Below are 13,328 nucleotides of genomic sequence, written 5' to 3'. Positions count from 1 at the left end.
TGTTCCGCGATAACGCCAGCGCAGTTTCAAGGAGAACGACGATTTTAAAATTCACCTCAATGCTTCTCACTCCTTTGTTACCGCTTACCACTTGTCATCCGGGCTGCGCTAATGCGCTGTAGCGCAACCACTTATCCAGCGATGCGCCCGGAATGCTGCTCGCTCGCGGTAACAGGAGGATAACAGGTATGACAGACAGTGATTCGCTACCCCCGATACCCTTGGACACCTTCGCCTGTTTTTTTGATGTGGACGGCACCCTGGCTCCCATTGAAAAACGGCCCGAATTAGTGTCCATCCCCGATAATATCAAACAGACTTTATATGCCATCTCCAGCGTCGGCGGGGGCGCCGTGGCGCTGGTATCGGGCCGCTCCTTAACGGAACTCGACGCCCTCAGCGCGCCTCTCCATGGCCCTGCGGCCGGCGTGCACGGCGCTGAACGCCGGGACGCGCGCGGAGAAATCCACCGCACCGACTTATCGCCGGAGCTGGCGATGAAGCTTGAACGGGAACTGACGCAGGCCATCGCCGCATTTCCCGGCTGCCATGTTGAAGCAAAAGGCATGGCCTATGCCTTGCATTATCGCCAGGCGCCGCAATATCAAGACGCGATCATGGCGGTGGCTGAAACCTTTGCCCGCCGTTATGCGGAACTGGCCCTGCAGCCGGGCAAATGCGTCGTGGAGCTCAAGCCGAAGGGCGTCGACAAAGGCGCCGCCATCCAGGCGTTTATGCAGGAAAGCCCTTTTGCCGGAAGAACGCCGCTGTTTATCGGCGACGACTTGACGGACGAAGCCGGATTTATCCAGGTCAACGCCCTGAACGGCATCTCAATAAAGGTCGGACCGGGCGCTACCGCGGCGCGTTATCATTTGGACGATGTGGGGCACGTTCATCTTTGGCTATTGTCATTGCTTAAACAACAAGATAATTATTCTATTAAAACCAAAAGCTCGGTTGGGGAGGATTTATGAGTCGCTTAATAGTAGTATCGAACCGTATTGCGGCTATGGAAGGTAAAAAAGAAAGCGCGGGCGGCCTGGCCGTCGGCATTATGGATTCGCTGAAGGACGCGGGCGGCTTGTGGTTCGGCTGGAACGGCAAAATCAGCGAAGAAGAGCTTCCTTTGGAGAAACACCAGCAGGACAACATTACGTTTGCTGCGTTCACATTGAACCAAAGCGAATATGACCAATATTATCTCAATTTTTCCAATACCGTTATCTGGCCGGCGTTTCATTACCGCCTGGACCTGGTGCAATACCAGCGTGAGGATTATGACGGTTATTGCCATGTTAACGAGAAGCTGGCGGGACGTTTGCAGCCTCTCGTGGAAGACGACGATATCCTGTGGATCCATGATTATCATCTGTTACCCTTCGCCGCCGCCTGCCGCAAGCTGGGCATGACCAATCGCATTGGTTTTTTCCTGCATATCCCGTTCCCGACCTCGGAAATATTCAATGCCTTGCCGCCGCGAAAAGAATTGTTGGAAATGCTGTGCGAATATGATCTCATCGGTTTCCAGGCGGAAACCGACCGTTTGGCCTTTATTGAAAACCTGTCGCTGGTGACCGACGTGGAGCAACTGGATGAAGACCGCTTTGCCGCCTATGGCAAATCGGTCACGGTGCGCGTGTATCCCATAGGCGTGGAACCGGACAGTATCCGTGAACTGGCGGAAGGGGCGCTGCCGCCTAAGCTTGCGCATCTGCGGGATAAAATGAACGGCAAGCTGATTATCAGCGTGGATCGCCTGGATTATTCCAAAGGTTTGCCGGAGCGATTCCAGGCCTTCGAGACCCTGCTTGAGAACTATCCACAGCACCGCGGCAATATACGTTTTTTCCAGATAGCGCCCACTTCGCGCGGCGACGTCCAGGCCTACCAGGATATTCGTCACGAACTGGAGACGGAAGCCGGCAGGATTAACGGCCATTTCTCAACGCTGGAATGGACCCCGTTATTCTATCTTAACCAGCATTATGAACGCAGCCTGCTGATGAAGATTTTCCGTCATTGCGAAGTCGGCCTGGTCACCCCGCTGCGCGACGGTATGAACCTGGTGGCGAAAGAGTATGTCGCCTCACAGGATCCCGCCAATCCGGGCGTACTGATTCTTTCCCGTTTTGCCGGGGCCGCCAACGAGCTTACCTCGGCGTTGCTGGTGAATCCTTATGACCGCGACGGTGTCGCCGCCGCCCTGGATAAAGCGCTCTGTATGCCGCTGGAAGAGCGCATTTCTCGCCATGCGGAAATGATGAAGGTGATTAATAAAAATGACATCGTACACTGGCGTCAATCGTTCCTGAACGACTTAAAAGCCGTTCCGGCCACCACGGCGGCGCACTAAAGCCTATCGTCCCGTACCCGCCGCCGCGCCCTTACGCTGGCCGGGGGCGGAGGGAACGGCATAGGTCCCGGCCAGCGGGACGCTTGCCCCGGGGTCCGTGACATAGCCCTGCTCAACGTATCGCCGCCGTAAACCCGGACCGGAATTACGGCGGCATTTTTGTAGCTGTATGATAACGTTATGCGTTATCACCCTTATTTTCCCTAACGGACGTGGACATAAATACCCGTCGCGGCGTTGCAAATCCCCTGGTATAAAAAACGATCTAAAATAAAGAGTTACTGCATATTTTGCGAATATTTTGATCAGTTTTATCTCAAGTTTTGAATAAGTATGCCGATGATAATCATACATGGCTATTTTGGGTTGTGGGCACGCCCTCATCCTTTTAACAGCCACATAAATGTTTACGTATCATTTCCTTCCCCAATCTCATTCCTTCCATTGTTAACATTCCACTGTAAAATCGTTCATTTTTAATACAAAAGAATCTGACCCTGACGGGCAAAAGCCGTTGGTATGTTTCAATAATGTTATTGATGTATCCATGACGTTTATCCTGGAAAACAGCATTAATACTGATGAATTTAATTTTAAAAGATATTTTAGGGTGCGAATTTGTTTTTTCGAATGATATTCTGTCAAAATCAATATGATCAGATGAATCCGCTGATTGTGCGGGGATTTTTGCTAAAAATTTGTTGCAATCTTTTTTTGTGTTCATTTTTTGATCAGCAATCACATCAGACCAGTAGCAATTCTGATCAAGTAAGCTAAATTTCTGTGATCTAGATCACACTTTATCTAAAATTTGCCCAGGGGTAGATTGTATGAACGACAGAATCGGCGTTAGAGTTGCGGCGCAATTAGGAATAATCTCACTAAATTGTAAAAATGTTTCACGGAAGAAACCTTAATGATTCATGTTAATTTTGGGCATATTTTACACCAAGAATATTTAACGGTACGGCTTTTATAATTAGCCGCTTCGATTACCGGACAATTTAAGTATGTACGGTATCGTTGATTTCATTAGCCACCCAGGGGAAAAATCCCCGGATACCGGGCGATATTTTATCACCCAAGTTATGTTTTTAAACATAGTCTAGAGGGATGGGAAAATGAATACGAGTGAAATACGTAAACATGTTTACGATATAAATTTATCATATTTATTATTGGCGCAGCGTTTGATCAACCAGGAAAAAGCGTCGGCAATGTTTCGGCTGGGGATTAACGATACCATGGCCGATGTTTTACTGAAACTGACCTTGCCGCAAATGGTTAAACTGGCCGAGACGAATCAGCTATTGTGCCTGTTTCGTTTTGACGATCACCAAACCATTACGCAATTAACGCAGGATTCCCGCGTGGACGAATTACAGCAAATCCACACCGGCATATTGCTATCCAGTCAACTACAGGAACGGCTGGCGGCAAAAGACAACCATCTGCCTAAGAAAAGGGCATAGCGATGGCCGGCAAAAGTATTGTCCAGGAAGCGAAGGATATTCAGCTGGCTATGGAGCTGATTACGTTGGGCGCCCGGTTGCAAATGTTGGAAAGCGAAACGCAACTTAGTCGCGGTCGACTGATCAAATTGTACAAGGAGTTGCGCGGCAGTCCTCCGCCCAAGGGTATGCTGCCGTTCTCAACCGATTGGTTCATGACCTGGGAACAGAACATTCATTCGTCGATGTTTTACAATATTTTCCAGGTGTTGCTGCAAAATGGGCAATGCACCGGTGTTGAAGCGGTGATCAGGGCCTACCGGTTATACCTTGAGCAGTGTCCCCAGCAGGACGGTGAACAGCCGATACTGGCGCTGACCCGCGCCTGGACCCTGGTGCGGTTTGTCGAAAGCGGCATGCTGCAGCTAACCCCGTGCAGCCACTGCCATGGCCACTTTATCACTTACGCTCATCAGCCCATTTACGGGTTTGTCTGCAGTTTGTGCCAGCCGCCGTCCCGGGCGGTAAAAAGACGTAAACTTTTGCCGGTAGCGGCCGATATCAATACCAAGCTGCTGGATGAGCAGGCGCAGCATGCGGTGTGATGGGCAATCCTAACGGATGACGACATCCACGACGATATCCTGGCATAAGCTTGCCAAGACTGTCGTCGTTCGGTTTCCCGGATGTGCTGCGTGCAGGCCGACATCTTTTTACCGGGAGAACGGATGTGTTAGTGATAGTGGGATACCTTGTGGTAATGGGCGCCGTATTTGGCGGTTATGCCTTAGTCGGCGGCCATCTTGGCGCGCTGTATCAACCTGCCGAGTTTCTTATGATTGGCGGCGCTGGCCTTGGCGCCTTTATTGTCGGCAATAACGGCAAAGCGATCAGATTGACAATAAAGGCCTTCCCGCAGTTATTTCGTGGCTCTAAATATAACAAATCCCTCTATATGGACCTCATGGCGTTATTATTCCGCTTAATGGCCAAGGCGCGCCAGCACGGAATGCTGGTACTGGAATTTGATATCGATTCCCCCAATGAGAGCGACATCTTTAAACTCTATCCGCGTATTCTTGCCGACAAACATCTGATGGACTTTATTACGGATTATTTACGCCTGATGATCGGCGGCAATATGAACGCGTTTGAAATTGAAACGCTGATGGATGAGGAAATCGAAACTTATGAGCATGAATGCGATATACCGGCCAGCAGTCTGGGGCAGGTAGGCGATTCGCTGCCGGCCTTCGGTATTGTCGCCGCGGTTATGGGGGTGGTGCACGCCCTTTCCGCAGCGGACCGCTCGGCCGTTGAGCTGGGTGCGATGATAGCTGAGGCCATGGTAGGTACCTTTTTAGGCATACTGCTGGCTTATGGTTTTGTCTCGCCGTTGGCGTCGCTGCTGCGGCAAAAGAAAGATGAAAGCACCAAAATGATGCAATGCATCAAAATTACTCTGCTCTCCAGTATCCATGGCTATGCGCCGCAAATCGCCGTGGAGTTTGGGCGAAAAACGCTGTTCTCCGCCGAGCGCCCGTCGTTCAGCGAACTGGAGGCGCATGTCAGGTTGGCCAGGGAACCGATTAAACAGCAGCCGGTGGAAGAGGATGCATGAAAAACCAGCCGATCATCGTGGTACGCAAACGGCGTGGGTCCAAACGCCATGCCGAGCACGGCGGCTCCTGGAAAATCGCCTATGCCGACTTCATGACCGCCATGATGGCGTTCTTCCTGGTGATGTGGCTGCTGGCCATCGCCACGCCAAAGGAGCGGGTTTCCATCGCCGAGTATTTCCGCACCCCGCTGAGCGTGGCGCTGACCGGCGGCAATCGCAGCAGTTCGGATACCAGTCCCATCCCCGGCGGCGGCGCGGATCCGACGCGTCAGCAGGGCGATGTGCATAAGAACATTAACGATCTGTTGGACAAGCTGGAAAAGAAACGGCTGAACAAGCTGCGCGAACGTCTGGACCAGCTTATTGAATCCGATCCGCGCCTGCGGGTGCTGCGTCCCCAGTTGCTTATCAATCTGGTGGACGAGGGGCTGCGTATCCAGATCCTCGATAGCCAGAACCGGCCGATGTTTGAAACCGGCAGCGCGCGGGTGGAACCCTATATGCGGGATGTGCTGCGCGGTATCGCGCCGATCCTCAATGATATTCCCAATAAAATCAGCATATCGGGGCATACCGACGCTGCCCCCTACGCCAATGGCGAACGCGGCTACAGTAACTGGGAATTATCGGCTGAACGCGCCAACGCGTCCAGGCGGGAACTTATCACCGGCGGGCTGTCGGAAGGCAAAATCCTGCGGGTGGTGGGCATGGCCGCCACCATGAGCCTTGCGCCGCAGCAGCCCGACGCGGCGATTAACCGCCGCATCAGCCTGCTGGTGCTGAATAAGCAAACGGAACTGAGCATTGCACATGAAAACGTGCAAAGCCAGGGGATGGAAATCAATAACTCGAAAGGATTAACGCAGCAGCCGTCATTTAAGGACGCTACCGATACGCCGCCGGTTCCGGACCCGGCGGCGCCGGGAACACCGGAATCGACGCCAGTGAAACCCGCGGCGCCGCCAGCGGCAGGGGAGCCGGCGGTAATCCCGCCAGGAACCGCGGAACCTGTGCCGTCCACCGCCCGGCAGACCAATGCCGGCGTCAACGCGGCGCCGGCGAGTTCATCATCCGGGGGACCGGCCGCAGCCCCGGCTACTTTGCCATCCGGGGCCTCCGTTCCGGCTGCCTCGCCGTTTAACGAACGTGATTCACAGCAGAGGTGATTTCGTGAGCATGGAATTAAGCGCTTTTTACCAAACTTTTTTTGATGAAGCCGCCGAACTGCTGGCGGATATGGAACAGCACCTGCTGGTACTGGATCCGCAAAATCCGGATAGCGAACAGCTGAATGCGATTTTCCGCGCCGCCCATTCGATTAAAGGCGGGGCGGGAACCTTCGGTTTTACGGTATTGCAGGAAACCACGCATTTGCTGGAGAACCTTCTGGACGAGGCGCGGCGGGGGGAGATGTCCCTCAGCACGGAGATTGTTAACCTGTTTTTGGAAACCAAAGATATCATGCAGGATCAATTAGATGCCTACAAAACGGCTCAGGAGCCTGATGCGGCAAGCTTTGCTTATATCTGCGAAGCGCTGCGCCAGCTGGCTTTGGAAGCTAAAGGCGCCGTGGCGCCGGCCGACGGCGCCGTCGCACAGGCGGCGGACAATGTCCAGCAGAACGCGGCGCCGCGTCCCGGTCAAACGGCCGCGGCGGATGCTGCGCTGCGCATACGGCTTAGCGGCCTTAAAGCCAGTGAAATTCCGCTGATGCTCGAGGAACTGGGCAATCTCGGCACGGTGCTGGCTCACGAGGAAACGCCCGACGGCCTGAGCGCCAGCCTGCAAACCACGGTGAGCGAGGATGACATCTGCGCAGTGCTGTGTTTTGTGCTGGATGCCGATCAGATTCATTTTGACGCCGAGCCCGACGCCGCGACCGTAGCCGAAGTCCCCGAAGCCCCCGATGCGCCCGATGCTAACCCGTTGCCGGCCGCCGCCGGCCAGGCCCAGGTCGGCGAAATCGCGTACGCCGGCCACGCCGACAATGTCACGCCCATCAACGCCGCGGGCGCGCCGGCCAGACAGGCCGATACCGGCGCGGCACGAGTCAAACCCGCTGATACCAGTATCCGGGTGGCGGTAGAGAAAGTGGACCAGTTGATCAATCTGGTCGGCGAACTCGTGATTACGCAGTCCATGATTGCCCAGCGCGCCGGCGCGCTGGATCCGGTGGAACATAGCGATTTAATGATCAGCATGGGGCAATTGGAACGCAATGCCCGCGATCTGCAGGAATCGGTGATGTCGATCCGCATGATGCCGATGGAGTATGTCTTTAACCGTTTCCCGCGCCTGGTGCGGGATCTCGCCGCCAAGCTGGATAAGCAGGTGGAGCTGACGCTTGAGGGCAGTTCAACCGAGCTGGATAAGAGCCTGATCGAACGTATTATCGATCCGTTGACCCATTTGGTGCGCAATAGTCTCGATCACGGGATTGAGTCGCCGGATATCCGTACGGCGCTCGGCAAGCCGGCCGTCGGCAACCTGCAGCTGCGCGCCGAGCATCAGGGGGGCAACATTTGTATCGAGGTGATCGACGATGGCGCCGGCCTTAACCGCGAAAGAATTCTGGCCAAAGCGTTGTCCCAGGGACTGCCGGTGAGCGACAGCATGACCGACGAAGAAGTGGGCATGTTGATTTTCGCGCCGGGATTTTCCACCGCCGAACAGGTGACCGATGTTTCCGGACGCGGGGTGGGCATGGATGTGGTGAAACGCAACATTCAGGCGATGGGCGGCCATGTGGATATTTTGTCCCAGGCCGGCAAAGGCACCACCATCCGCATCCTGCTGCCCCTGACGCTGGCGATCCTGGACGGTATGTCGGTACGGGTAAACCAGGATGTGTTTATCCTGCCGCTGAATACCGTGATGGAGTCGTTGCAGCCGCAGGCGGACGATTTGCACCCGCTTGCCGGCGGCGAGCAGGTCTTGCAGGTGCGCGGCGAATACCTGCCGCTGGTGGAAATGCACCATTTGTTTGATATCAACGGCGCCAAGACCGATCCGACCCAGGGCATCGTGGTGATCCTGCAAAGCGCGGGGCGACGTTATGCCCTGCTGGTGGATCAGCTTATCGGCCAGCATCAGGTGGTGGTGAAAAACCTGGAAAGCAATTATCGCAAGGTACCGGGAATTTCCGCCGCCACCATTCTTGGCGATGGCAGCGTGGCGCTGATTATCGATGTGTCCGCACTACAGGCCCTGAACCGTAGTAAACGGTTGGCCGGTGCTGCTTAATTTATCTTATTTAGCCGACTGATTAAAAGGTGAAAACCATGGCAGGACTTGCAAGCGTCACCGCGCTGAACGGAGAAACCGTGGGTCAGGAGTTTCTGATCTTTACGCTGGGCGATGAAGAATATGGTATTGATATCCTGAAGGTACAGGAGATCCGTGGTTATGATCAGGTGACGCGGATCGCTAATACGCCGGCCTTTATCAAAGGCGTTACCAATCTGCGCGGCGTGATTGTGCCGATATTGGATCTGCGCATTAAGTTCGCGCAGTCGGATGTTATGTACAATGACAATACGGTCGTGATTGTGCTGAACCTGTACCAGCGGGTGGTGGGCATTGTTGTCGACGGCGTTTCCGACGTGCTGTCGTTGACCGCCGAGCAGATCCGCCCGGCGCCGGAATTTGCCGTGACCCTGGCGACTGAGTATTTGACGGGCCTGGGGTCGCTGGGCGAACGGATGCTTATCCTGGTGGATATTGAGCGGTTGTTGAATAGCGAGGAAATGGCGCTGGTGGATAGCGTCGCCATGGCGTAAATAAGCCCGATCGGCACGCTCTCCCTTTAACACGTTTGCTTTAGGTTTGGTGCTGGCGGGCATACCGTGCCATGGGGCCTCGGTTGGGCAGGAACACCATGCCCAATTCGACCCCATCGGCACGCTCTCCCTTTAACACGTTTGTTTTAGGCCCGGTGTTGGCGGGCATACCGTGCCATGGGGCCTCGGTTGGGCAGGAACACCATGCCCAATTCGACCCCATCGGCACGCTCTCCCTTTAACACGATTGCTTTAGGCCCGGTGCTGGCGGGCATACCGTGCCATGGGGCCTCGGTCGGGCGGGAAAATCACGCCCGATTCGACCCCATTGGCACGCTCTCCCTTGAACACGTCTGCTTTAAGCGCGGTGTTGGCGGGCATACCGTGCCATGGGGCCTCGGTTGGGCAGGAACACCATGCCCAATTCGACCCCATCGGCACGCTCTCCCTTTAACACGTTTGCTTTAGGTTTGGTGCTGGCGGGCATACCGTGCCATGGGGCCTCGGTTGGGCAGGAACACCATGCCCAATTCGACCCCATCGGCACGCTCTCCCTTTAACACGTTTGTTTTAGGCCCGGTGCTGGCGGGCATACCGTGCCATGGGGCGCTCGGTTGGGCAGGCCAATTCGACCCCATTGGCACGCTATTCCTTGAACAGGCTCGGTTTGGTACTGGGTGCTCGCGGGCCTGGCGCTAATTTCTGACGATAGCGGTAAAGTTTGGCGGTTGCCTGCCGATACAATTAGCACCAGTTGTAGTGGGAAAACAGGCATGTTTAACCGAATAAGAGTAGTGACCGGCTTAGTTCTTGTGTTGATAATTTTTTGTTTATTACAACTCTCCTCCGGAGGCGTGTTTTATCATTCGCTGAAACAAGATCAGCACTATTTTGGCGTGTATCAGAATCTGCGTAAGCAGCAGACCGCGCTGAGCGCCAGTTGGGTTGCCCTGGTCCAGACCCGTAATACCCTTAACCGGGCGGCGGTGCGTTACCTGATGGACGAGAATAAAATGGGCAGCGGCGCAACGGTGACCGAATTATTATCCGAAGCGGTGGGGACCCTGCGGCGTTCGGAGCAGACCTTCGGTAATTTCATGGCGATGCCGCGCGAGGAAGGGCAGGACGAAGCCAATATTCAGGCCATGAAACAGCGCTATGATGCCCTGCATTCCGCGTTGGCTGAGCTCAATACCCAATTGAGCAACGGCAATATCGTTGATTTTTACGCGCAGCCTACCCAGGCGGTGCAAAATAATTTCGAGGATACCTATGGCCGTTACCTGGCCGGGAATATCCGCCTCTATAACGACGCGGTGGACATGAACCAGCAGTCCTATAACCAGTCCCTCGGCGTGCTGGGCGGTGTTCTGGTCATTTTTATTCTGATTTCCCTGCTGGTGTGGGTCGGCATCCGCCGCATCTTGCTGCATCCGCTGCGCTATCTGATAAGCCATATCCGCGGTATCGCCGCGGGCGATCTTACCCAGGCGCTGACATTAAACAGCCGTAATGAAATGGGCATGCTGGCGGAGAGCCTGCGGGATATGCAGCATGCGCTGACCGCCACCGTGCATACCGTGCGCCAAAGCGCCGACGCCATTTACAGCGGCGCCGGCGAAATCGCCGCCGGCAATAACGATTTGTCCGCGCGCACCGAGCAGCAGGCGTCGGCGCTGGAGGAAACGGCCGCCAGCATGGAGCAGTTGACCGCCACGGTGAAACAGAACGCCGAGAATGCCCGTCAGGCGCGGCAACTGGCTCTGAGCGCGTCGGAAACCGCGCAAAAGGGCGGCAAGGTGGTGGATAACGTGGTCACTACCATGCATGAAATTGCCGGAAGTTCGCAGAAGATAGCCGATATTACTGGTGTTATCGACGGCATTGCTTTCCAGACCAATATCCTGGCCCTGAACGCGGCGGTAGAGGCGGCGCGCGCCGGGGAGCAGGGGCGCGGATTCGCAGTGGTGGCGGGCGAGGTGCGCAGTCTGGCGCAGCGCAGCGCCCAGGCGGCGAAGGAAATCAAGGGACTGATTGACGATTCGGTTAATCGTGTCGACGTGGGTTCGGCGCTGGTGGAAAGCGCCGGCGAAACCATGTCGGAGATTGTCGACGCGGTGACACGCGTGACCGATATCATGGGCGAAATTTCTTCCGCGTCCGATGAGCAAAGCCACGGTATCGACCAGGTGGGCGAGGCGGTGGCGGAAATGGATCGCACCACGCAGCAGAATGCCGCCCTGGTGCAGCAGTCGGCCCAGGCCGCTGCCCAACTGGAAGCGCAGGCCGGCCTGTTGACCCAGGCCGTGTCGGTATTCCGGCTGGAGACGGCGGTGGTGCCCGCGACGGAAAAGGCGGTGGTCCCTCTGCCGCAAACGCCGTCGTCCGCGACGGCAAAAAAAACCACGGAAAGCACGTCGCAGGAAAATTGGGAAACCTTCTAACTACGCATTATATAAGCCACACACCGGCATGAGGTTAATGATGTTAACGCGTATACGGATTTCCACCAGCCTGATCATGATTGTTTTGATCTTTGGCCTGATGCAGCTGGTCAGCAGCGGACTCTCGTTTGAAAATTTCAGGCGCAGCAGCGAGAACTTTCATCAGGTAGAGGCGGACAACCTGAAACGTAACTCGCTAAGCATGAGCTGGTCGGAGATGCTGCAAACCCGTAATTCCCTGAACCGGGCGGCAACGCGTTTTGCGTCTTATACGCCGCTTGAGCAGATCCTGCCCCTGATGGCGGACGCCAAAAAAAGGCTGAGCCATGGGGAAGCGGTGTTTAAGGAATTCAACGCCTATCCGGCGGACAACGAAGCGGAGCAGGCGCTGCGCGTCAAGACCGTGAAGAGTTTCAAGGAATTCGACCAGGCGATGCATGAGGCGATAGAGATGCTGGACAACGGTAATGTCCAGGCCTTTATGGGCCAGCCCACGCAGAAGTTCCAGGATGCGTTCGAACTGCAGTACAACACCTATATGACCCAGCTTTCCGGGGTGATTGGCGAAGCCAGCGAGGCAAATCGCATCGCCTATGGCCGTTCGGGCTGGATGCTGGGGCTGATGACCGGCATGACCGCGCTGCTGACGCTGGTGGCCCTGATGTGGCTGAAACGTATGCTGCTGCGGCCGCTGGCCGTAATGAGCGGCCATTTCAACGCCATTGCCGGCGGCGACTTGGGTAACCGTATCGAGGTCAGCGGACGCAACGAAATCAGCCAGCTGTTTCATCAGTTGGAGACGATGCGCGATGAACTGGCGCAAACGGTGATGACCGTACGCCAGGGCACCGATGCCATGCTTAGCGGCATCCAGGAAATCGCCAGCGGCAATAACGACCTGTCGTCACGTACCGAACAACAGGCTGCGGCGCTTGAGGAAACGGCCAGCAGCATGGAGCAACTGACCTCGACGGTGAAGCAGAACGCCGAAAATGCCCGCCAGGCCAGCAAACTGGCCAGCGATGCATCCAGCACCGCGCAAAAAGGCGGCACGCTGACCGGCAACGTGGTTAAACGCATGGCCGATATCGCCGTAAGCTCGCGCAAAATCAGCGATATCACAAGCGTGATAGACGGCATCGCCTTCCAGACCAATATACTGGCGCTGAACGCGGCGGTGGAAGCCGCACGCGCGGGCGAGCAGGGCCGCGGGTTCGCGGTGGTGGCGGGCGAGGTGCGCAGCCTGGCGCAGCGCAGCGCCCAGGCGGCCAAAGAGATCAAGGGGTTGATTGACGAGTCGGCGACCCGGGTACAGCAGGGATCGGAGCTGGTGGCCTCCGCCGGTGAAACCATGGATGAAATCGTGCGTTCGGTGGCCCGTGTCACCGATATCATGGGTGAAATCGCCTCGGCGTCGGATGAGCAAAGCCGGGGCATTGAACAGGTCGCCACCGCCGTCAATCAAATGGACGCGGCAACCCAGCAGAATGCGTCTCTGGTGGAACAATCAGCCGCCGCCGGCCATGCGCTGGAATCACAGGCGGAAGCATTAATGCAGGCGGTACGGGTATTCAGGCTAACGCAGCATGAGCTGCAGGAAAACCAGGATGAACCATTGGCTTCAGACCTCAGCACCCGGCAACTCGGGTCCATAACCTAACGCCAAACGCAAGCGCG

General features: G+C 55.7%; 11 protein-coding genes. All 11 read left to right on the top strand.

Features of this window, described 5'->3' with window-relative positions; genetic code table 11:
* Positions 1–188 precede the first annotated feature (188 nt).
* The 11 genes from otsB to ACL2XF_RS10300 all read left to right on the top strand — a co-directional run bounded on the left by otsB (position 189) and on the right by ACL2XF_RS10300 (position 13,311).
* Positions 189–977 carry a trehalose-phosphatase gene (gene otsB, locus ACL2XF_RS10350; RefSeq protein ID WP_410015423.1) on the top strand — a complete coding sequence of 263 codons (789 nt, stop codon included), beginning with the start codon at positions 189–191 and terminating at the stop codon, positions 975–977.
* Positions 974–2,356: an alpha,alpha-trehalose-phosphate synthase gene (gene otsA, locus ACL2XF_RS10345; protein WP_410015422.1), complete on the top strand. Its 1,383-nt coding sequence runs from the start codon at positions 974–976 to the stop codon at positions 2,354–2,356. Before otsB ends, otsA begins: the two co-directional genes overlap by 4 nt.
* A 1,121-nt stretch (positions 2,357–3,477) precedes the next feature.
* A complete protein-coding gene (gene flhD, locus ACL2XF_RS10340; RefSeq protein WP_410015421.1) occupies positions 3,478–3,828 on the top strand; it encodes a flagellar transcriptional regulator FlhD in 351 nt (116 codons plus the stop codon).
* Positions 3,829–3,830: 2 nt separating this feature from the next.
* On the top strand, positions 3,831–4,412 hold the full coding sequence (flhC, locus tag ACL2XF_RS10335) for a flagellar transcriptional regulator FlhC (protein WP_410015420.1): 582 nt from the start codon (positions 3,831–3,833) through the stop codon (positions 4,410–4,412).
* A 125-nt stretch (positions 4,413–4,537) separates the two neighbouring features.
* Positions 4,538–5,428 (top strand): flagellar motor stator protein MotA, encoded by an 891-nt coding sequence (gene motA / locus ACL2XF_RS10330; RefSeq protein ID WP_410015419.1) that lies wholly within the window; start codon positions 4,538–4,540, stop codon positions 5,426–5,428.
* Positions 5,425–6,594: a flagellar motor protein MotB gene (gene motB / locus ACL2XF_RS10325; RefSeq protein WP_413728535.1), complete on the top strand. Its 1,170-nt coding sequence runs from the start codon at positions 5,425–5,427 to the stop codon at positions 6,592–6,594. The genes motA and motB overlap by 4 nt, the downstream gene beginning before the upstream one ends.
* A 10-nt stretch (positions 6,595–6,604) precedes the next feature.
* Complete coding sequence (cheA, locus tag ACL2XF_RS10320) at positions 6,605–8,671, top strand: chemotaxis protein CheA (RefSeq protein ID WP_413728802.1); 2,067 nt, start codon at positions 6,605–6,607, stop codon at positions 8,669–8,671.
* Between the two features lie 38 nt (positions 8,672–8,709).
* Positions 8,710–9,207 (top strand): chemotaxis protein CheW, encoded by a 498-nt coding sequence (gene cheW, locus ACL2XF_RS10315; RefSeq protein ID WP_410015417.1) that lies wholly within the window; start codon positions 8,710–8,712, stop codon positions 9,205–9,207.
* Positions 9,208–9,623: 416 nt separating this feature from the next.
* The gene (locus ACL2XF_RS10310) at positions 9,624–9,767 is read left to right on the top strand and encodes a hypothetical protein (protein WP_413728534.1); all 144 of its coding nucleotides are present in this window, start codon (positions 9,624–9,626) and stop codon (positions 9,765–9,767) included.
* Positions 9,768–9,980: 213 nt separating this feature from the next.
* Positions 9,981–11,651, top strand: coding sequence for a methyl-accepting chemotaxis protein (locus tag ACL2XF_RS10305; protein ID WP_413728533.1), 1,671 nt, complete (start codon positions 9,981–9,983; stop codon positions 11,649–11,651).
* 40 nt (positions 11,652–11,691) lie between these two features.
* Positions 11,692–13,311, top strand: coding sequence for a methyl-accepting chemotaxis protein (locus tag ACL2XF_RS10300; protein ID WP_413728801.1), 1,620 nt, complete (start codon positions 11,692–11,694; stop codon positions 13,309–13,311).
* Positions 13,312–13,328 lie beyond the last annotated feature (17 nt).

Source organism: Sodalis sp. RH19 (genome assembly GCF_047324215.1).
Taxonomy (GTDB): Bacteria; Pseudomonadota; Gammaproteobacteria; order Enterobacterales; family Enterobacteriaceae; genus Acerihabitans.
This window is presented reverse-complemented; position numbering and strand designations above follow the sequence as displayed.